Below are 19,014 nucleotides of genomic sequence, written 5' to 3' on the forward strand. Positions count from 1 at the left end.
TGTGAGATATGGTAGTCGCTTAGCAAGATAGGAAGTTAGACGCTTCCTTTTTTGGGAGTTTAGCTTAGTTGGAATTGAGAGGAAATCGAGATTCCAATCGGCGGATAAGAGAAACGCAGTTTCTCACCGTTGGCTGAGCTAGACGACCATTTGGGAGTTTAGCTCAGCTGGGAGAGCATCTGCCTTACAAGCAGAGGGTCAGCGGTTCGATCCCGTTAACTCCCATAGGTCCCGTAGTGTAGCGGTTATCACGTCGCCCTGTCACGGCGAAGATCGCGGGTTCGATTCCCGTCGGGACCGTAGAAACGCAGTTTCTAGAAGATAATGATACGACTCGTTAGCTCAGTTGGTAGAGCAATTGACTTTTAATCAATGGGTCACTGGTTCGAGCCCAGTACGGGTCATTATAGCGGGTTTGGCGGAATTGGCAGACGCACCAGATTTAGGATCTGGCGCTTTACGGCGTGGGGGTTCAAGTCCCTTAACCCGCATAAAGGAATAATAATGAGCCGGCTTAGCTCAGTTGGTAGAGCATCTGATTTGTAATCAGAGGGTCGCGTGTTCAAGTCATGTAGCCGGCATTTTTTTATATAAAGAAACAGATGCGAACGTAGTTCAGTGGTAGAACACCACCTTGCCAAGGTGGGGGTCGCGGGTTCGAATCCCGTCGTTCGCTTGAGGAGGCCGGGGTGGCGGAACTGGCAGACGCACAGGACTTAAAATCCTGCGATTGGTAACGATCGTACCGGTTCGATTCCGGTCCTCGGCATAGACTTAGGTTGGAGAAGAAGCACCCTTAGCTCAACTGGATAGAGTACCTGACTACGAATCAGGCGGTTAGAGGTTCGACTCCTCTAGGGTGCATGGTCGCAAGACTATGTAAGAATTGAATAAGAACGAGCACCCTTAGCTCAACTGGATAGAGTACCTGACTACGAATCAGGCGGTTAGAGGTTCGACTCCTCTAGGGTGCATAAAGCGTAAGCTTTAGTTCGGGAAGTAGCTCAGCTTGGTAGAGTACTTGGTTTGGGACCAAGGTGTCGCAGGTTCGAATCCTGTCTTCCCGATACTGTAGAAAGGTCATATGACCTTTTTTATTTTTTTGAAAGAAAAAAGGCCGTGAGGCCTTTTTCTTTTATAAGAGTTGGTATTCGTCAATCAGCATGATTGTTTCTCGTCCTTTGTTATCAACAATTCTGACTTGTCTTGGATAATAGGGGTCGAAAGGAATCAGGAAATCAACTGCGATTTCTAAAGGAAAGTCTTTTTGACTGAAGCGCAGGGTTGTTTTTCCTTTCCGATTGATGAGTTCAAATTTTAAAACGGGGTTCAAGGGATAGACATGTTTGAGGTAGTTGTCAATGACAAACCAGAAACTATCGATGATATCATCCGGTAAGCTGGTTACGACCCCAAAACTTGCATAGCGGCCTCTTGTATTTGTAAACGCCATAGTGTCTCCCTTCCTGTTTTTATTAAGTACATAGTACTTGTTTTACTTGGATATTGCAAGTATTAAGTTCGAAAAAAAGAGCTTTCGCTCTTTTCAACTTTATTTATTTCGCAGTTCAACATAACGGTTGTACCAAATTTTAATGTATTCCTCAGAGAACGGACCTAACTGGTTGTTAATCCAGTCTACAAGGATTTTGACATTTTCTTTTAGGATAAAGTCAATGTCATCTGAATAGTTCATTTTGCGTTTGTGCTGTTCGTATTCTTCTACGTCCAGCAGTTTTTTATCACCATCCGGAAAGACTTTGACATCAAGATCATAATCAATATACTTTAGTGCCTCTTGGTCCATATAATAAGGACTGGCAAGATTACAATAATAGGATACTTCATTATCTCGGATCATAGCAATGATATTAAACCAGTACTTCTTATGAAAGTAGACGATTGCTGGCTCTCGTGTAATCCATCTTCTACCATCGCTCTCTGTAACGAGAGTATGATCATTGACGCCGATAAGTGCGTTTTCCGTAGTTTTTAGTACCATGGTGTCCCGCCAGGTTCGGTGGAGACTTCCATCATGTTTATAACTTTGAATTGTAATAAAGTCGCCTTCTTTAGGTAGTTTCATAACTTACCAACTTTCTACAATCTAAGTACATCCTCTATATTGTATCATATTTTCATGAAAATAAGGGATTTTCATGTGATTTTTTATTTAAAGGAATTCGCGAAGTGCTGTAGAAATGTCTGAGTAGTCGTATCCCTTGCGCGCAAGGGCTTGAGTGAGGCGTTGTTTAAGCTCGTAGCCCTCGTATTTTCGGGAGTATTTCTGGTGCTGTTTTTCTAGTTCCTTCATAATCAGGTCAAGAGTTTGTTCCTCGTTTGGTTCGATATCTAATTGGTGATAGGCTTGCTTGACAACTTCATAACTAAAGCCTTTATTGATAAGAGTTTGTGTGATTTTATCTTTTAAGGCTCTTGGTGGAAGTTTCTTAACGTATTGCTTAGCCAGTTTCTGAGCAGTTCGTTGAGCCACTTCGGAGAAATCAAATTCTGAGGTGATTTTGTCGATATAGTGGGAAGAGACACCTTTTTGAATGAGCTTTTGCTTGAGGAGATAGGGGCCCTTGTCTCCTGAGAGGTGATTGGATTGAAAGATAGCCCGAGTATAGGCCAGGTCATCGATCCATTTGTCTTCTTTTAGGGTGTTAATGACGGTTTCGATGGTAGATTCGTCGATTTCGTGCTTGATTAAGTAGTCTCTAACCTCGCGAGCAGTTCGTGCCTTAAAGGAAAGGTGATAGAGGGCCAAGTTTTTAGCATGGGAAAGCTGGGCATAGGTTTGAATTTCCTTGAGTTCTTCCTGGCTAATCTCTTTGTCTCGTGAGAGCATGAAGCGGACGATGGTGTCTTCTGTAATGTAGAGGGATTCGGCTTGATCCAGCTCTAGAAGGTAGAGACGTTTTTTCTTTTCTAATTTGGTAATTTTCATAGGTTTCCTGTTTCGTTTGTGTTTTATTGCGGTAAATGATCAGTCTTTCTCTTTATATTATTCGTAGTCCTTTTGAGAAATGGTCCCTGATTCCTTGTTTTTCTTCTCAATTCTATCATATTCTAAACGAATGAGAAACTACATGGTATAATAGACATATGAATCTAAAAGTTAAACAAAGAATTCCCTTGAAAATCAAGCGAATGGGAATTAATGGTGAAGGGATTGGCTTTTACAAGAAGACCTTGGTCTTTGTGCCTGGGGCTTTAAAGGGTGAAGATGTCTTTTGCCAAATTACGGCGATTCGGAAGAATTTTGCAGAAGCCAAGCTCTTGTCCGTCAACAAGGCTTCCAAGTATCGGGTAACGCCAACCTGTGATATTTACGAGACCTGTGGGGGCTGCCAAATCATGCATCTGAAGTACAGCAAGCAGTTGGAGTTCAAAACAGACTTATTGCAGCAGGCCTTGAAGAAATATGCTCCTAAAGGCTATGAAAATTATCTGATTCATCCGACGCTTGGGATGAAAAAACCTCAGTATTATCGGGCCAAGCTCCAATTTCAGACGCGTAAATTTAAGGGGCAGGTTAAGGCTGGTTTATACGCTCAAAATTCCCATTATTTGGTGGAATTAAGGGACTGTCTGGTCCAGGATCCGGTCATTCAGGAAATCGCTAATCACGTAGCTGAGCTATTGACCTACTACCAGATTCCGATTTCAGATGATCGGAAACAATTGGGAGTTCGAACCATCATGGTACGCCGGGCTCGCAAGTCTGGTCAGGTCCAAATGATCGTGGTGACGAGTCGACAAATTAATTTAACAAACTTGGTCGCAGACCTAGTAGAAAAATACCCTGAAATTGTAACGGTGGCAGTCAATCTGAACACTTCTAAATCAAGCGAGATTTATGGGGAGAAGACGCAGATTATATGGGGACAGGAGACCATCCGAGAAGGGGTCTTGGATTATGAATTTTCCTTGTCTCCTCGGGCCTTTTACCAGTTAAATCCTGAGCAAACCGAAGTCCTCTATAGTGAGGCTGTCAAGGCCTTAGATGTATCACCAGAGGATCATTTGATTGATGCCTACTGTGGTGTTGGGACCATTGGTTTCGCCTTTGCGGACAAGGTCAAGAGTGTACGAGGGATGGACATTATCCCTGAAGCGATTGAGGATGCTAAGTACAATGCTAAGCAGATGGGGTTTGAGAATACCCACTATGAAGCTGGGACGGCTGAGGAAATCATCCCTCGCTGGTACAAAGAAGGCTATCGGGCGGATGCAGTCATTGTGGATCCACCACGGACAGGACTGGGAGTGCAATTGATTGATACCTTGTTGCGCTATGCCCCTCAAAAGATGGTCTATGTCTCTTGTAATGTTTCGACCTTGGCGCGAGACCTTGTAGACTTGACCAAGGTGTATGATGTTGTCTACATCCAGTCAGTAGATATGTTTCCCCATACAGCTCGGACAGAGGCTGTGGTGAAGTTAGTCAAGAAAGCTTAATAGAACAGGAATCAACAATGGATATTTGGGAAATCATGTATGAAAAGGCCAAGGCCCTCTATCGTCCCCATGAAGTATCTGATTTTGTCTATGCGCAACACGTAGTTGCGGCTATTGAGGCAGAGGATGGGCAAATCTATACAGGCTTTTGTATGGAAGGGACCTGTGGAGTCTTCCATTTGTGTGCAGAACGAACGGCTCTCTTTAATATGTACCAAGCATCTGGTCAAACCAAGGTGAAACGAATTTTAGCCTTCCGAGATCGACCACCTTATGGCGGCGGCTCTGGAATGCCTTGTGGGGCTTGTCGAGAGTTCTTAATGGAACTTGATCCAGCCAATAGCCAGTTGGAGTTTATGGTCGATTATGAGAGTCGAAAGACTATTACTCTGGGAGAATTGATGCCCTTTTGGTGGGGAGAAGAACGGGCCAATCAGAGGGCTGAGGAGCTTCCCCAGGAGGAGTCTTAGTTTCCCAGGAGCTAAGATGAGAGAAGAAATGTGAGAGTGAGAGATGGACAATAAAATTGATGTATCGATTCCAGTTGCTCAAGTCATTGATCAACATCCGGAAGTATTAGACTTGTTGGTGGAATTGGGCTTTAAACCCTTAGCCAATCCGATCATGCGCAATACAGTTGGGCGCAAGGTTTCTTTGAAACAAGGATCAAAATTAGAAGGTACGCCCATGGAGAAAATTGTGCGAACATTAGAGGCCAATGGCTATGAAGTAGTGGGGCTAGACTAATGAGCGATGAACGAATTCATGTCTTGAGAGACATCTTATTAGATCTTCATCATGGAGCCTCTCCTGAGTCGGTCCAAGAGCGCTTTGATGCGACCTTTAGCGGGGTGTCTGCGATTGAGATTTCCCTCATGGAGCATGAGCTAATGAACTCTGATGCAGGCATTACCTTTGAGGATGTCATGGAGCTTTGCGATGTCCATGCCAATCTCTTTAAGAACGCTGTCCAAGGAGTCGAAGTAGCAGATACTGACCATCCAGGCCATCCGGTTCAGATCTTTAAACAGGAGAACCTGGCCCTTCGGGCGGCTATGATGCGGGTCCGTCGTTTGCTGGATAATTATGAGACGACAGAGGATCCTGAGATGATCCAGGAAATTCACAAAGGTTTGTTGCGTCAGTTGGGCTTGGTGGGTCAATTTGATCGCCATTACCGCCGGAAGGAAGAGTTGATGTTTCCCATTATGGAGCGCTATGGGCATGATTCCCCTCCCAAAGTCATGTGGGGAGTAGATGACCAGATTCGAGAACTCTTTGCAAAAGCCCTAGATGCGGCTAAAGGGCTGCCTGATTCTCCTATCTCAGAAGTCAAGGAACGCTTTGAAGCCTTTGCGCAAGAGTTTGAGGCTATGATCTTCAAGGAAGAGTCCATCCTCTTGATGATTTTATTAGAGGCCTTTAGCCAAGACGATTGGCTCTCTATCGCGGAAGAAAGTGATGCTTATGGTTATGCCATCATCATTCCGAGTGAGAAATGGGTGCCGAAACGTGTGGACTTTAAGGAAGAAGGAGCAATTGAGACCGAAGGTTCAGGTGAAGTCCTTCCTTCTTCAAATGGAAGCGAGCAGCGACAGGTCATTGAGACTCCTGAGGGACAACTGACCATTACCTTCAGGCCTAAGAAAAAAGAAGAAAGCTTCGATCGCCAGCAACCACAGGCTTTTGGCCATGGCTTCCTCTCTGTGGAGCAGGCTAACTTGATCTTAAACCATCTACCGATGGAGATCACCTTTGTTAATAAGGATGATATTTTCCAATATTACAATGATGCAGCGCCTTTTGAGGAGATGATTTTCAAACGGACACCGTCGCAGGTAGGACGCAATGTCGAACTGTGTCACCCGCCAAAATACTTGGAGAAGGTCAAAACAATCATGCAGGGGCTTCGAGAAGGGAAAAAAGACAAGTACGAAATGTGGTTCAAATCAGAATCACGTAGGAAATTTGTCCATGTTACCTATGCAGCAGTGCGCGATGAAGCGGGAGAATTTCAAGGTGTCTTGGAATATGTCCAGGATATCCAACCCTATCGGGAGATCGATAGTGAATTTTATAGAGGATTGGAGTAAGAATGAGCTACGAAAAAGAATTTATGAAAGAATTTGAGGCTTGGATCAAGACCCAGGTCATGATCAATGAAATGGCCCTGACAGAAAGCAAGAAGGTCTATGAAGAGGATCAGGACGAGCGGGCCAAGGAAGCTATGATCCGCTATGAGAGTCGCTTGGATGCTTATCAATTCCTTCAAGGGAAGTTTGCTAACTACCACGAAGGGAAAGGTTTTCACGATCTTCCAGATGGCTTGTTTGGAGAGAGAACCTATTAAAGGCTCTCTGTAAAGGATTTTGACTAGCTGGATTTGGCTGAAAATAGTGCAATGACTTGATTTTTCGAGGGATTGTGTTACAATAAAAAAGTTGAACAGACATCAACGAATTATTGAAAGTAATATTGGTGATGAAACCTTGTTGCCTTAGGGATTGATCACTGGATACGTAGGAGGAAAAATGGCAAAGAAGAACGTTAACCGTGCGAAACAATACAAACATCAAAATAGACATCTTTTGAAAAAAGCTGTCGCAACTGTAGGAGCAGCTGTTAAAGAGGCACCTAAAAAGGTTGAGAAAGCAGCAAAAGCAGCAGCGAAAGAAGTGAAACAAGTAGCTTCTTCAGTAGAAGAATTTGCTGCAAGCTTGGAAGGTGTAGCCCTTGATCGTGCGCAAACATTCTATGATGAAGGTATTCGCTCTGTTGCGGACTTCGCAAACTGGACAGAGAAAGAGTTGTTGGCCCTTAAAGGAATCGGCCCAGCAACCATCAAAAAATTGCAAGAACTTGGTGTCAAGTTTAAATAATCGCTTTTGTGATTTCTTGCTATTTCCGGGAAAACTTGATAAAATGAACCTGTTAGAGGTGTTTTGAATTCCACATTTTACAGAAAGTGGCGGTGCTGAGAAGTCCACAAATGTGTCAAAACTAGTTGCTAATGGATGAAAATGAAATAAACAAAGTTGCGGGCAAGGGCCCGAAATTGGGTGGTACCGCGGATAAACACATTCGTCCCTGTCAGATTGATGGCAGGGACGTTTTTTCTTTTATTCCCCTAGCCAAAGGAGGTTGTTATGAAACAATCTTTTAAAACAAGTAAGCTCTACTATGGTTTTCCTATCTTCATCTTGGGCTATCAGGATCAGAACTTTGGGCACAACATCACGACCTGCAGTTCCTCTTATAGTCTGGGAGATTGGTTGGTCATCGGTGTTGGTGCTGAGGAAAATGCGGCTGACCAGATTAAGCATTATCAACAGTTTACTGTGAACATTCCTGGTGAAAGTTTCATGCTGGAGATGGAGCAGGCTGGTTTTATCAGCCATCGGGAAAAATTGGAACACTTAGGATTAGACTATGAAATTTCTAAACGGACCCAGGCACCGATTTTAGAGGCTTGTCCAGTCGTATTGGACTGTCAGGTAGATCGGATCGTCGAGGAAGATGGCATCTGCCATATCTTTGCTAAGATTCTAGACCGACTAGCTGATCCAGAACTCTTGGACGATAAAGGACATTTTAAAAATGACCGTTTTGCCCCGACTTGCTTTATGGGGGATGGTCATCAGCGTGTTTACCGTTATTTAGATGACCGAGTCGACCCCATGGGAAGCTTTATCAAGAAAGCGAGAAAAAAGATGACCAGAGCAGAACTACCTGAACGAATCGAGACGGAACGTCTGGTCCTGCGAGTCCGTACAGTGGCGGATGCTGAGGATATCCATGCCTACGCTAGTCTGCCAGAAGTTTCCTATCCAGCAGGCTTTCCAGCCGTCAAGACCTTGGAAGATGAGATTTATTACCTAGAACATATCCTTCCCGAGCGCAATCAAAAAGATAATCTCCCAGCGGGTTACGGAATTGTGGTCAAAGGGACGGATAAGCTCATCGGCTCTGTTGATTTCAACCATCGCCACGCAGACGATGTGCTGGAGATTGGCTATACCTTGCACCCAGACTATTGGGGTCGAGGATATGTTCCAGAAGCAGCGAGTGCCTTGATTGACTTAGCTTTTAAAGAACTAAACCTACACAAGATAGAATTGTCTTGCTTTGGCTACAATGTCCAAAGTCAACGAGTTGCTGAGAAGCTTGGTTTCACTCTTGAAGCTCGTATCCGAGACCGCAAAGATGCTCAAGGCAATCGTTGTGATGATTTGAGGTATGGCTTGCTGAAGAGTGAGCGGGAGGGAAACGTTGTTAGTTGAACTGTTCGAGGATTTCGAACAGTTCAGTAAGATGCTTGCAGGGAAGTTTATAGAAAATATCATCTGTTTATAAGTTCATATTTTTAACAATTTAAAAAACAAGAAATATATAAGGAGTTTAAAGTGGACGAGATACTAAAATTAATCGCTGCTTTTGGTATAGGAACATTTTTAAGTGGCTTTTTATCTTTTTTGTCAAACAGTAAAAATAATTTAGTTGAATTTGAAGTAGAAAACTATCAGAATAGGAGAAAAGAGATAATCGGTATTTCAAATGAGTTGGCATCCTATGAAATAAAAAGAACTGAACAAGCAATTGAAAAACTTAGAATGTTTTTATCTCCAGAAGATACAAGTTTACTTGATAAGACTCAAAAGGAAATAGATAAGATAGGAAAGCAATATTATTTGAAGGATGCACATATTTGGCAGTTAATAAATACTTTTAACTATTCCTTAAATTCTAATAAATTGTTACGTAAATATTTGAGATTGTTACTAGAATATGAAGAGTCTATAGTTCAGAAAAAGGTAAATTGGAATATCACATTGTTTTTTTCATTACTATGTAAAGTTATACCTATTATAGTAGCAATATATCTTGCTGTATCAATAGATACTAATGAAATAGCGGGCTTTCTTTATCTAATTGGAATTATGTTCATTGCGATATCTGAAATAATGATATACATATTTAACTTGGTTGACAATCCCAGTGATAAAACGATAAAGGTACTATTTAATGTGTTCTACACATTCCCTATGATTTCCATTATTTCTAGGGTTATATTTTGGAAAATAGAACTATTTTTATCATTCGGAATGCAAATGGTAGTCGCACTTATTATTCTAATTTTATGGTTTTATTCCTATATAACAACTTTTAGTAGAATAGATAGTAATGCACAATCATATATAAATAAAATCAAAAAATTAAAGGAGAACACACATGTCTAAAGAACTTTCACCGAAATACAATCCAGCCGAGGTTGAGGCTGGTCGTTACCAAAAATGGCTTGACGAAGATGTTTTCAAGCCTTCAGGCGATCAAAAGGCGAAGCCTTATTCGATCGTGATTCCACCACCAAACGTAACTGGTAAACTTCACCTTGGTCATGCTTGGGATACGACTTTGCAAGATATCATCATCCGTCAAAAACGCATGCAAGGTTTCGATACCCTTTGGCTTCCAGGGATGGACCACGCGGGGATTGCGACTCAAGCTAAGGTTGAGGAGCGCTTGCGTGGTGAGGGTATCAGTCGTTACGACCTGGGGCGTGAAAAATTCCTTGAGAAAGTCTGGGAATGGAAAGACGAATATGCCACTACTATCAAGGAACAATGGGGCAAGATGGGGCTCTCTGTAGACTACTCTCGTGAGCGTTTCACTCTTGACGAAGGTTTGTCAAAAGCAGTTCGCAAGGTCTTCGTGGATCTTTACAAGAAAGGCTGGATCTATCGTGGTGAATTTATCATCAACTGGGACCCAGCAGCTCGCACAGCTCTTTCTGATATCGAGGTGATCCACAAGGATGTCGAAGGTGCCTTCTACCACATGAACTACATGCTGGAAGACGGTTCACGCGCCCTTGAAGTAGCGACAACTCGTCCTGAGACCATGTTTGGGGACGTTGCCGTTGCAGTCAATCCAGAAGACCCACGCTACAAGGACTTGATCGGTAAACACGTCGTTCTTCCAATCGCTAATAAATTAATTCCAATCGTTGGGGATGAGCACGCTGATCCTGAGTTTGGTACAGGTGTCGTGAAAATCACACCTGCCCACGATCCAAACGACTTCTTGGTTGGTCAGCGCCACAACTTGCCACAAGTCAACGTCATGAACGACGACGGAACCATGAATGACTTGGCCTTCGAATTTGCAGGCATGGACCGTTTTGAAGCTCGTAAGGCAGTCATTGCCAAGTTGGAAGAAATCGGTGCCCTTGTTAAAATCGAAAAACGTGTCCACAGTGTTGGTCACTCAGAGCGTACAGGGGTTGTGGTTGAGCCACGCTTGTCTACGCAATGGTTCGTCAAGATGGACCAATTGGCTAAGAACGCTATTGCCAACCAAGACACAGAGGACAAGGTAGAATTCTACCCACCTCGTTTCAACGATACCTTCCTCCAATGGATGGAAAATGTCCACGACTGGGTTATCTCTCGTCAGCTCTGGTGGGGTCACCAAATCCCTGCTTGGTACAATGCTGAGGGTGAAATGTACGTCGGCGAAGAAGCTCCAGAAGGTGACGGATGGACTCAGGACGAAGACGTCTTGGATACGTGGTTCAGTTCTGCCCTTTGGCCATTCTCTACTATGGGCTGGCCGGATGTGGACTCAGAAGACTTCAAGCGCTATTTCCCAACTTCAACCTTGGTTACAGGTTACGATATCATCTTCTTCTGGGTGTCTCGTATGATCTTCCAATCTTTGGAATTCACGGGCCGTCAGCCATTCCAAAACGTTCTGATCCACGGTCTCATTCGTGACGAGCAAGGACGCAAGATGTCTAAATCACTCGGAAACGGGATTGACCCAATGGATGTGATCGAGAAATACGGTGCCGATGCCCTTCGTTGGTTCCTTTCAAACGGTTCTGCACCAGGGCAAGACGTGCGCTTCTCTTACGAGAAAATGGATGCTTCTTGGAACTTCATTAACAAAATTTGGAACATCTCTCGCTACATCCTCATGAACAATGAAGGTTTGACCCTTGAGCAAGCAACTGCCAATGTCGAAAAAGTGGTCAACAAGGAAGCTGGAAATGTCACAGACCGCTGGATTCTCCACAACCTCAATGAAACCATCGGAAAAGCAACGGCCAACTTTGACAAGTTTGAGTTTGGTGTCGCTGGACACATTCTCTACAACTTCATCTGGGATGAGTTTGCGGACTGGTACGTTGAGTTGACCAAGGAAGTCCTTTATAGCGATAACGAAGAAGAGAAAGTCATCACACGTTCCGTTCTCCTTTACACTTTGGACAAGATCCTTCGTCTCCTTCACCCAATCATGCCATTCGTGACAGAGGAAATCTTTGGACAAATCTCAGAAGGCTCTATCGTCACAGCGGAATACCCAACTGTCAACCCAGCCTTTGAAGACCTGGCGGCTCATACAGGTGTCGAAAGCCTCAAAGACTTGATCCGTGCTGTTCGTAATGCGCGTGCAGAAGTAAACGTTGCTCCAAGCAAGCCTATCACCATTCTTGTTAAGACTAGCGATAGCGACTTGGAAGCCTTCTTTAACAGCAATGTCAACTACATCAAACGCTTTACAAATCCAGAACACTTGGAAATCGCATCAACCATCCCTGCACCTGAACTCGCAATGTCAAGCGTCATCACAGGAGCAGAAATCTACTTGCCACTGGCAGACCTCCTCAACGTCGAAGAAGAACTGGCTCGCCTCGACAAGGAACTCGCTAAATGGCAAAAAGAACTGGATATGGTCGGCAAGAAGCTCTCTAACGAACGCTTCGTAGCCAATGCCAAACCAGAAGTCGTCCAAAAAGAACGCGACAAACAAGCCGACTACCAAGCAAAATACGACGCGACCGTAGCACGTATTGATGAGATGAAGAAGTTGGTGGGATAAACACAGAAACACGGCGGAATGCCGTGTTTTTTTGGTATAATGAAACTATTAAATAACGGTAGAAAAGAGACAATCTATGCCAGAAGGCGTAACTTTATTTCAAGACACTCTTATTAAATCATTAAAATATGGTTTTGTGGATAATATCCAGTATCAAGAGGGTGGGTATTCACCACAGATTTTGATCAACGATCATGAGATGAAGCGATATGTTTTAACGGATTTACAAGAGGAGTTGAGCAAGTGTAAGGCCTTTTACATATCAGTGGCCTTTATTACACAGTCTGGGATTTCCTTGATTAAGTCGCAATTGTCTGATTTGATGGATAAAGGAATCAAAGGTAAAATTCTGATTTCTCCTTATCTTGATTTTAATGATCCAGTGGCTATGCAAGAACTACTCAAGTTAGAGAATGTAGAAGTTCGTTTGACCCCTGAGAGTTTGCAGATGCACGCCAAATTTTATCTCTTTGAACATGAGGGAAGGCAGGTATTGATTTCGGGTAGTTCGAATCTGACCCACAATGCTCTCAAGATCAATTATGAGTGGAATATTAAATTGACATCTACCCATAATGGAGAACTTATTCGAGCTACTAAAGCTGAATTTGACAAGATTTGGGAGAAGTCTGATCTTTTGACAGATGACAAGATTGCTTCTTATGCGCGTAAACGTCAGAATGTTATTCGAGTGGATCAGATTCGCGAAGAGAAGACGGCTCAATATCAGAGTGAAACGATTAGTCCTAATGAAATGCAAAAGGATGCCTTAAAAGGCTTGCAGGCGATTCGTGATTCTGGAAAAAAGAAGGCTTTGGTCATCAGTGCAACTGGGACAGGGAAAACTTTTCTATCAGCTTTTGATGTTCAACAGTTTAAACCAGAAAGAATGCTTTTCATTGTTCACCGAGAGCAGATTTTACAGAAGTCGTTAAAGGATTTTCAAAAAGTCTTGCAGTTTTCTGATGCAGAAGGTCTTATTTATCACTCTGGAGCTGATTTGACGGGCAAAAAATATGTCTTTGCCACTATTCAAACTCTATCACGGGAACAGCATTTAGGCCTATTTTCAAGAGACTATTTTGACTATATTCTGATTGATGAGGTTCATAAGGCTGGTGCAGATTCTTATAAAAAAGTGATGGCGCATTTTCAACCAGAATTCTTTTTAGGGATGACGGCTACTCCAGAGCGGACAGATGGTCAAAATATTTACGAATTGTTTGACTACAATATCGCTTATGAGATTCGTCTACAAAATGCCCTTGATAATGATATGCTTTGTCCCTTCATTTATTTTGGAGTGAAGGACATCGAAGTTGAAGGACAGTTAATCAATGAGAAGACTACGATTGCGAACTTAACATCTGAAGAGCGCGTGAAGCATATTATAAAAAAGATTGATTTTTATGGAGTTAGTGGAGATACGGTGAAGGGCTTGATGTTCTGTTCTTCCAAGCAAGAAGCCCATGAATTAGCATCCAAACTAAACCAAAAGGGGAAACGTTGTCGAGCCTTAACAGGTGAAGATAACATGGAGACCCGGAATGAAGTTGTTGCCCAACTAGAAAAGGGAGAGCTAGACTACATTCTAACAGTAGATATCTTTAACGAAGGAATTGATATTCCATCGGTCAATCAGGTTGTGATGTTGCGGAATACTCAATCGAGCATTGTTTTCGTACAACAGTTAGGTCGAGGGCTACGGAAGCATGAGAGTAAAGAATATGTGACCATTATCGATTTTATCGGAAATTATAAGAATAACTATCTAATTCCTATTGCTTTGTTTGGTGATAAATCGATGAATAAAGATAATTATCGTCGAGAGCTTCGAGAACCAAATATTCTAAAAGGATTGACGACCATCAATTTTGAAGAAGTAGCTAAGGAACAAATCTTTAAGTCCATCACTAATACTAATTTATCGAATAAAGTTTTGTTGAAAGAAGCTTATATGGAGACGAAGAACCGGCTAGGTCGTATTCCAAAATTAAGTGATTTTTGGAAATTAGATACTTTGGATCCATACATCTTTTTTGATAGCTTTAATCATTATGGAGAAGTTATCGATTCTTTTGACAAGGATGATTCTTTTGTTAAAATTCCTGAGCTAAATGGATTTCTAACTTTTCTTTGTAAAGAGTTATCAAATGGAAAGAGGAAAGCAGATCTTTATCTTTTAAAAATCTTGCTGGAGAAAGAAAAGATTTCGCGTTCTGATTTGGAAAAATTCCTAAAAGAAGAAAAGCTAGAAGCCTCTAATGAGTTGTTGAAGTCTATTGAGAATTTCTTGACCTATAGCTTTTTTGTTAAAAGAGATCAGGAAAAGTATGGTGTATCAGCTTTGGCTATCAAGAATAATAGTTATCAACTTTCACCATATTTTGCTCAATTTCTGACAGAGGAGTATAAAGATTTTATATTAGATATCATTCAGACGGGTCTTTATCGTTCTGAAAAGTATCCACAGAATCCTTTGACGATCGGGGAGAAGTATTCTCGTAAAGACGCTGTGAGACTACTCAATTGGGATAAGGATGAGAGCTCTACTGTTTATGGCTATAAGGTTAAACATGGCACTTGTCCGATTTTTGTCACTTATCACAAAGAGGATGATATCACTGAAACAACTCAGTATCAAGATGGTTTTTTATCAAACAAAGTCTTTCACTGGTATTCTAGAAGCAACAGGAGTTTCAATTCAAAAGAGGTAGCTGAGATTATGCAGTCTAATGATACTGGATTGACCCTTCACCTGTTTGTAAAAAAAGAAGATGGTGAAGGAAGTGATTTCTATTATCTTGGACCGGTTCATTATATTGAGAATAGTGCTCTTGAAACTATAATGCCAGATGGTAAAACCCCTGTAGTGACCATGAATTTTGAATTGATCAATGAAGTTCCTACAACACTTTATGATTATTTAACAAAAAAATAAGAGGTATACCTCTTATTTTTTTGTTAATAATTCTACAGCTGGACGATCCACAGGTGCCCAGTTAATGGTTTTTAATTCATGTGGAGCTAGCCAAGTGGAATTTTGGTGTTCTAATAACTCTAGATTTCCTGAGACAAGCTTGGCGTGATAGGTTTTCATTACGACGGTTCCAAAGTCATAGTCGTAGGAGGCTTCGTTGATATAGGAGATAATTTCAATTTCAGAATTTAATTCTTCCCTAATCTCACGAACGAGCGCTTGTTCAGGGGATTCTCCTGCCTCTAATTTTCCACCAGGGAATTCCCAAAAACCTCCCAAGCTTTTTCCTTCGGGTCTTTGAGCACAAGTTCCTACAACACTTTATGATTATTTAACAAAAAAATAAGAGGTATACCTCTTATTTTTTTGTTAATAATTCTACAGCTGGACGATCCACAGGTGCCCAGTTAATGGTTTTTAATTCATGTGGAGCTAGCCAAGTGGAATTTTGGTGTTCTAATAACTCTAGATTTCCTGAGACAAGCTTGGCGTGATAGGTTTTCATTACGACGGTTCCAAAGTCATAGTCGTAGGAGGCTTCGTTGATATAGGAGATAATTTCAATTTCAGAATTTAATTCTTCCCTAATCTCACGAACGAGCGCTTGTTCAGGGGATTCTCCTGCCTCTAATTTTCCACCAGGGAATTCCCAAAAACCTCCCAAGCTTTTTCCTTCGGGTCTTTGAGCACAAAAGATTTTTCCGTCTTTTTCAATGGCAGCTGCAACAACGTGAATGATTTTTTTTGACATGATTTTCCTCCTCTTTCATTGTATCAGAAATAGTTTGGAAGAAGCAATTAAAGAATAAACCCAAATTCAAAAACGGTGAAATCGGCATTGACTTCATCTGGATTGATGTGGACAATCCTCCTGTAGACGCGATTGGTTGGGTTGCGAAAACCTCTTCATCAACATGATAAAAGAACCTCCTAGTTTTCTAGGAGGTTGCTTTGTATTCTGTGGTCAGGCTGTGGCCTAGGTAGGTATAAATCCGTGTCAGTGGGGATTGGGGATGGGTAGAGACGCGAAAGTGAAAGTAGTGGTCACGATGGTCGCGACTCTGGGTATGGTGGAGTCTGAAATAGTTGCGCTGGCCCGTTGACATGGATCTCAGCAGGTCATCTTCTAAAAAGACCAAAGGGGTCGCAGTCGTTGCCAAGCGGTAAAAATCATGCTCGAACTGCTGGTAATTGTCTGAAAAATAATCGAATTGGAGTTCGTGTTTATTCAGTGCTGGTTTCATAGCTAGAATCTCCTGGTTCAATAGAAAAAATAGTCGAAAGAAGGAGAGAGTGGTAGTGCTGGCCATTTTTAATGAGGACTTCGGTAGGGCTTAAGGCATAGACCTGGCCGTAGTAGACGGCGATTTGATCGTCCTGGAGGGTAGAGAGGGAGAGGGGAGTCTTTTGCTGATAAGCCTGCTCGAGAAGGCAACGGATGTCTTCACTTGAGAGGAGGCGAAGCTCTTCTAGGGAGAGGTGGTTTGTTTGTAAGGCCGTCGAATGTTCAGAGAGGAAGAAGCCAGCCCACTTAGCCATGCCCCGATCTTGGAAGTCACGTGCCGACTGATAGGGGAGATAAGAACGATCAATCATGCTAAGCCATCTAAACCTCCTGCAGAGTGGCCTCCGGTCAGCTTGCTTCGAGCCAGAGCGCGTGAATTTTCTAATAGGGCAGATCCCTTCTGTAGAGAAGCAAAGCCAAAGCGGTCACGGATGTGGTCAATGGTCTCTTGGAGGGCCTCTTCTTTTTGGGTTTGCTCAGGGTCATCAAATAAGGAGATCAGCTGGAATCTCTCCTCTACGAGCTTCCCATAAAAGACTCCAATCTGCCGGATAGCTCCTCCCTGGTAGTGGGAACGAAAGAGCTGGATGACTTCATTAGCTAATTGAGCGGTAGAGTTGGTCGGTTCAATCTTTCGCTGGCAGTGGATGGAAGGGAGCTGTTCCTGTTTGGAGTAGCTGGCGTGGATGGAGACCAATTGGGTTTTTTTCTTTTCCCGACGCAAGCGGATAGCAACCTGCTCGGCCATCTCCCGAAAGACCAATTCAATATCGCTTTGGCGGTGGTAGTCACGGGGAAGGATTTGCGAATTTCCTAGACCGTGAGACTTTGGTCGATAGGGGCGATGGACATTGCTTTCGTCAATCCCATGGGTATGAAACCAGAGCTGGACGCCCATGATTCCAAATTCTTTTTTGAGCTGGTCTGGATTGGCCTGGGCCAGCTCATAGATGGAGTGAATGCCGAGCCTGTTCAGGCGTTTTTCTGTTCGATGGCCAATCCCCCAGAAATCAGTTAGTTTTTTTATCTGCCAGACTCGACTGGGGACGTCTTCGTAAGACCAGTTAGCTCGCATGGTTTTCTGGTGCTTGGCTTCGTTGTCTAGAGCCAGTTTGGCCAGGAGCGGATTGGCATTGCTCATCCCGACAGTAGCATAGATCCCAGTTTGCTGCCAAATGCGCTTTTGGATCCGAGCAGAAAGGAGATCTAGCTTGGAGCGTCGGTCTAGCTGAGGATCAGGAATAAAGTAGTTGAGAGAGCTGGTCAAATCGATAAATCCCTCATCGATAGAATAGGGGTAGATATCATCTGGAGCAGCAAATTCTTGAAAGACTTGCTGGATTTCCATGTTGACATGGATATAGGCATTCATGCGAGGGGGCACGATAAAGGTGCGCTTGGCCCAACTTTCGATATAGTGGACAAAGGCTGGATCTGTAGGTAGACCTTGCTTACGGGCCAGGTAGTAATTGAATTTCCTAGTCTTGAGATCAAAGGGCAGATCGTAGCTACGCCCGACATTTTTCTTTCCAAAGACCTGCTTAAAAACGGGGGAACTGGCTAAGATGAGGCCAGCAGAATTGTCGCTCCGACTCATGACACAAAGAGAAGTCGTCAAGGGATTGAGGCCGAGGCGGACGCATTCACAACTGGCATAGAAACTTTTCATATCCACAAAAGCAATATCAGACCTTGGCTCACGTGAATAATCAAAAAGCATGTCTAGACCTCCAGAGGGAGGAAGTGGCCGACCACGATACCGACAATTTTTGGTTCATCTTCGTAGGGAGCAAAGAGGTCATCATAGGCTGGGTTGATAGACTCTAGGCGGAGGCTCTCCTCTTCCCGATAGACTTTTTTGATATAGGTCTTCCCGTTCCACATAAGGGCGTAGACCGCTCCATCATAGTCAAATCCTGTCTGTTTCATCAAGGCAACGGAACCGTTTGGATAGCTTGGTTCCATAGAATCTCCAGAGACCCAAGAGGCAAAGTCGTGTTGGATCTCTTGGTCAAAATAAACGGTCTCGTAGTCGGTCTCATTGTCATAAAAGGTATGACCATGTCCAGCTGCCAAGTCGATAGAGAGGACACGGTAAGGGACCAAAGAGACCACCTTTTCTTGCTCTGCTAAGAGTTGGCTAGCCAAGAGATCGACCTTTTTCTGATGGGGTGGGGTTAATAAAGGGTAGGTGAAAAGCGCTGAGCTCTTGTCGACAAAGTAGTCCTCTTTAACGGAGAGGCGCTTGGCCAACCTCCTGAGATTTTTATCGTGTGGCTCTGCTAAGCCATTCTCCCAACTAGAGTAGGTCTTGCGACTAATCTCTAAGGATTCGTAGACCTGGGCTTGGGTTAGGCCCAGCTCCAGTCGCCGGTCTTTTAATTTTTTTGCATCAAACATCTGC

The 19,014-nt window shown here is 43.1% G+C and carries 19 protein-coding genes, 10 tRNA genes and 1 pseudogene; 21 read left to right on the forward strand and 9 right to left on the reverse strand.

Annotated features, from left to right (window positions below):
- The first annotated feature begins 152 nt into the window (after positions 1–152).
- The 10 genes from N596_RS00010 (at position 153) to N596_RS00055 (ending at position 1,067) form a co-directional block, all read left to right on the forward strand.
- Positions 153–225 (forward strand) — tRNA-Val (locus N596_RS00010).
- A gap of 2 nt (positions 226–227) precedes the next feature.
- Positions 228–300: transfer RNA gene (locus N596_RS00015), tRNA-Asp, on the forward strand.
- Between the two features lie 31 nt (positions 301–331).
- A tRNA-Lys gene (locus N596_RS00020) sits at positions 332–404 on the forward strand.
- A 5-nt stretch (positions 405–409) separates the two neighbouring features.
- Positions 410–491 (forward strand) — tRNA-Leu (locus tag N596_RS00025).
- A 17-nt stretch (positions 492–508) separates the two neighbouring features.
- Positions 509–581: transfer RNA gene (locus N596_RS00030), tRNA-Thr, on the forward strand.
- A gap of 23 nt (positions 582–604) precedes the next feature.
- A tRNA-Gly gene (locus N596_RS00035) sits at positions 605–676 on the forward strand.
- A gap of 7 nt (positions 677–683) precedes the next feature.
- Positions 684–769, forward strand: a tRNA-Leu gene (locus tag N596_RS00040).
- Positions 770–790: 21 nt separating this feature from the next.
- A tRNA-Arg gene (locus tag N596_RS00045) sits at positions 791–864 on the forward strand.
- Between the two features lie 36 nt (positions 865–900).
- A tRNA-Arg gene (locus N596_RS00050) sits at positions 901–974 on the forward strand.
- 19 nt (positions 975–993) lie between these two features.
- A tRNA-Pro gene (locus N596_RS00055) sits at positions 994–1,067 on the forward strand.
- A gap of 68 nt (positions 1,068–1,135) precedes the next feature.
- On the opposite strand, the gene N596_RS00060 is transcribed toward N596_RS00055, so the two are convergent.
- From N596_RS00060 to recX, 3 genes are all read right to left on the reverse strand, one after another.
- Positions 1,136–1,453, reverse strand: coding sequence for a DUF960 domain-containing protein (locus N596_RS00060; protein ID WP_023022377.1), 318 nt, complete (start codon positions 1,451–1,453; stop codon positions 1,136–1,138).
- A 99-nt stretch (positions 1,454–1,552) separates the two neighbouring features.
- Positions 1,553–2,086, reverse strand: coding sequence for a nucleoside tri-diphosphate phosphatase (gene ntdP / locus N596_RS00065; protein WP_006596828.1), 534 nt, complete (start codon positions 2,084–2,086; stop codon positions 1,553–1,555).
- 87 nt (positions 2,087–2,173) lie between these two features.
- Complete coding sequence (recX, locus tag N596_RS00070; protein WP_023026399.1) at positions 2,174–2,950, reverse strand: recombination regulator RecX; 777 nt, start codon at positions 2,948–2,950, stop codon at positions 2,174–2,176.
- Positions 2,951–3,108: 158 nt separating this feature from the next.
- Between recX and rlmD the strand changes: the two genes are divergently transcribed.
- The 11 genes and pseudogenes from rlmD to N596_RS00125 all read left to right on the forward strand — a co-directional run bounded on the left by rlmD (position 3,109) and on the right by N596_RS00125 (position 15,286).
- Entirely contained in the window at positions 3,109–4,464 is a 1,356-nt protein-coding gene (rlmD, locus tag N596_RS00075) for a 23S rRNA (uracil(1939)-C(5))-methyltransferase RlmD (RefSeq protein ID WP_023026401.1), read from the forward strand.
- A 17-nt stretch (positions 4,465–4,481) separates the two neighbouring features.
- Positions 4,482–4,934, forward strand: a complete 453-nt coding sequence (locus N596_RS00080; protein ID WP_023026403.1) for a cytidine deaminase family protein — start codon at positions 4,482–4,484, stop codon at positions 4,932–4,934.
- A 43-nt stretch (positions 4,935–4,977) separates the two neighbouring features.
- Positions 4,978–5,211 carry a DUF1858 domain-containing protein gene (locus N596_RS00085; protein WP_006596822.1) on the forward strand — a complete coding sequence of 78 codons (234 nt, stop codon included), beginning with the start codon at positions 4,978–4,980 and terminating at the stop codon, positions 5,209–5,211.
- Positions 5,211–6,557 carry a DUF438 domain-containing protein gene (locus N596_RS00090; RefSeq protein ID WP_023026405.1) on the forward strand — a complete coding sequence of 449 codons (1,347 nt, stop codon included), beginning with the start codon at positions 5,211–5,213 and terminating at the stop codon, positions 6,555–6,557. Before N596_RS00085 ends, N596_RS00090 begins: the two co-directional genes overlap by 1 nt.
- 2 nt (positions 6,558–6,559) lie before the next feature.
- On the forward strand, positions 6,560–6,814 hold the full coding sequence (locus N596_RS00095) for a DUF1912 family protein (RefSeq protein WP_006596820.1): 255 nt from the start codon (positions 6,560–6,562) through the stop codon (positions 6,812–6,814).
- Positions 6,815–6,995: 181 nt separating this feature from the next.
- A complete protein-coding gene (locus tag N596_RS00100; RefSeq protein ID WP_023026407.1) occupies positions 6,996–7,343 on the forward strand; it encodes a helix-hairpin-helix domain-containing protein in 348 nt (115 codons plus the stop codon).
- A gap of 267 nt (positions 7,344–7,610) precedes the next feature.
- A pseudogene (locus N596_RS10215) lies at positions 7,611–8,174 on the forward strand (flavin reductase family protein); the annotation flags it as partial.
- The gene (locus N596_RS10220) at positions 8,175–8,744 is read left to right on the forward strand and encodes a GNAT family N-acetyltransferase (protein ID WP_042361381.1); all 570 of its coding nucleotides are present in this window, start codon (positions 8,175–8,177) and stop codon (positions 8,742–8,744) included.
- Between the two features lie 123 nt (positions 8,745–8,867).
- The gene (locus N596_RS00115; RefSeq protein ID WP_023026411.1) at positions 8,868–9,701 is read left to right on the forward strand and encodes a hypothetical protein; all 834 of its coding nucleotides are present in this window, start codon (positions 8,868–8,870) and stop codon (positions 9,699–9,701) included.
- Positions 9,694–12,345, forward strand: coding sequence for a valine--tRNA ligase (locus N596_RS00120; RefSeq protein WP_023026412.1), 2,652 nt, complete (start codon positions 9,694–9,696; stop codon positions 12,343–12,345). Before N596_RS00115 ends, N596_RS00120 begins: the two co-directional genes overlap by 8 nt.
- A gap of 76 nt (positions 12,346–12,421) precedes the next feature.
- Entirely contained in the window at positions 12,422–15,286 is a 2,865-nt protein-coding gene (locus N596_RS00125; protein WP_023026414.1) for a DEAD/DEAH box helicase, read from the forward strand.
- 12 nt (positions 15,287–15,298) lie between these two features.
- On the opposite strand, the gene N596_RS00130 is transcribed toward N596_RS00125, so the two are convergent.
- The 6 genes from N596_RS00130 to N596_RS00155 form a co-directional block, all read right to left on the reverse strand.
- Positions 15,299–15,604, reverse strand: a complete 306-nt coding sequence (locus N596_RS00130) for a (deoxy)nucleoside triphosphate pyrophosphohydrolase (RefSeq protein WP_023026416.1) — start codon at positions 15,602–15,604, stop codon at positions 15,299–15,301.
- A 79-nt stretch (positions 15,605–15,683) separates the two neighbouring features.
- On the reverse strand, positions 15,684–16,076 hold the full coding sequence (locus tag N596_RS00135) for a (deoxy)nucleoside triphosphate pyrophosphohydrolase (RefSeq protein WP_023026418.1): 393 nt from the start codon (positions 16,074–16,076) through the stop codon (positions 15,684–15,686).
- Positions 16,077–16,263: 187 nt separating this feature from the next.
- Positions 16,264–16,569: a DUF5960 family protein gene (locus N596_RS00140; protein WP_023026420.1), complete on the reverse strand. Its 306-nt coding sequence runs from the start codon at positions 16,567–16,569 to the stop codon at positions 16,264–16,266.
- A complete protein-coding gene (locus N596_RS00145; protein WP_023026422.1) occupies positions 16,550–16,921 on the reverse strand; it encodes a hypothetical protein in 372 nt (123 codons plus the stop codon). Before N596_RS00145 ends, N596_RS00140 begins: the two co-directional genes overlap by 20 nt.
- Complete coding sequence (locus N596_RS00150; protein ID WP_023026424.1) at positions 16,918–18,330, reverse strand: Y-family DNA polymerase; 1,413 nt, start codon at positions 18,328–18,330, stop codon at positions 16,918–16,920. Before N596_RS00150 ends, N596_RS00145 begins: the two co-directional genes overlap by 4 nt.
- A 2-nt stretch (positions 18,331–18,332) precedes the next feature.
- On the reverse strand, positions 18,333–19,010 hold the full coding sequence (locus tag N596_RS00155; protein WP_042360991.1) for a helix-turn-helix domain-containing protein: 678 nt from the start codon (positions 19,008–19,010) through the stop codon (positions 18,333–18,335).
- Positions 19,011–19,014 lie beyond the last annotated feature (4 nt).

The organism is Streptococcus ilei, assembly GCF_000479335.1.
Classification (GTDB): domain Bacteria; phylum Bacillota; class Bacilli; order Lactobacillales; family Streptococcaceae; genus Streptococcus; species Streptococcus ilei.

What these genes read in the sequence shown, in the direction of transcription:
- N596_RS00060 (WP_023022377.1), bottom strand. Translation starts at nt 1,453, where the DNA reads ATGGCGTTTACAAATACAAGAGGCCGCTATGCAAGTTTTGGGGTCGTA.
- ntdP (WP_006596828.1), bottom strand. Translation starts at nt 2,086, where the DNA reads ATGAAACTACCTAAAGAAGGCGACTTTATTACAATTCAAAGTTATAAA.
- recX (WP_023026399.1), bottom strand. Translation starts at nt 2,950, where the DNA reads ATGAAAATTACCAAATTAGAAAAGAAAAAACGTCTCTACCTTCTAGAG.
- rlmD (WP_023026401.1), top strand. Translation starts at nt 3,109, where the DNA reads ATGAATCTAAAAGTTAAACAAAGAATTCCCTTGAAAATCAAGCGAATG.
- N596_RS00080 (WP_023026403.1), top strand. Translation starts at nt 4,482, where the DNA reads ATGGATATTTGGGAAATCATGTATGAAAAGGCCAAGGCCCTCTATCGT.
- N596_RS00085 (WP_006596822.1), top strand. Translation starts at nt 4,978, where the DNA reads ATGGACAATAAAATTGATGTATCGATTCCAGTTGCTCAAGTCATTGAT.
- N596_RS00090 (WP_023026405.1), top strand. Translation starts at nt 5,211, where the DNA reads ATGAGCGATGAACGAATTCATGTCTTGAGAGACATCTTATTAGATCTT.
- N596_RS00095 (WP_006596820.1), top strand. Translation starts at nt 6,560, where the DNA reads ATGAGCTACGAAAAAGAATTTATGAAAGAATTTGAGGCTTGGATCAAG.
- N596_RS00100 (WP_023026407.1), top strand. Translation starts at nt 6,996, where the DNA reads ATGGCAAAGAAGAACGTTAACCGTGCGAAACAATACAAACATCAAAAT.
- N596_RS10220 (WP_042361381.1), top strand. Translation starts at nt 8,175, where the DNA reads ATGACCAGAGCAGAACTACCTGAACGAATCGAGACGGAACGTCTGGTC.
- N596_RS00120 (WP_023026412.1), top strand. Translation starts at nt 9,694, where the DNA reads ATGTCTAAAGAACTTTCACCGAAATACAATCCAGCCGAGGTTGAGGCT.
- N596_RS00125 (WP_023026414.1), top strand. Translation starts at nt 12,422, where the DNA reads ATGCCAGAAGGCGTAACTTTATTTCAAGACACTCTTATTAAATCATTA.
- N596_RS00135 (WP_023026418.1), bottom strand. Translation starts at nt 16,076, where the DNA reads ATGTCAAAAAAAATCATTCACGTTGTTGCAGCTGCCATTGAAAAAGAC.
- N596_RS00140 (WP_023026420.1), bottom strand. Translation starts at nt 16,569, where the DNA reads ATGAAACCAGCACTGAATAAACACGAACTCCAATTCGATTATTTTTCA.
- N596_RS00145 (WP_023026422.1), bottom strand. Translation starts at nt 16,921, where the DNA reads ATGATTGATCGTTCTTATCTCCCCTATCAGTCGGCACGTGACTTCCAA.
- N596_RS00150 (WP_023026424.1), bottom strand. Translation starts at nt 18,330, where the DNA reads ATGCTTTTTGATTATTCACGTGAGCCAAGGTCTGATATTGCTTTTGTG.
- N596_RS00155 (WP_042360991.1), bottom strand. Translation starts at nt 19,010, where the DNA reads ATGTTTGATGCAAAAAAATTAAAAGACCGGCGACTGGAGCTGGGCCTA.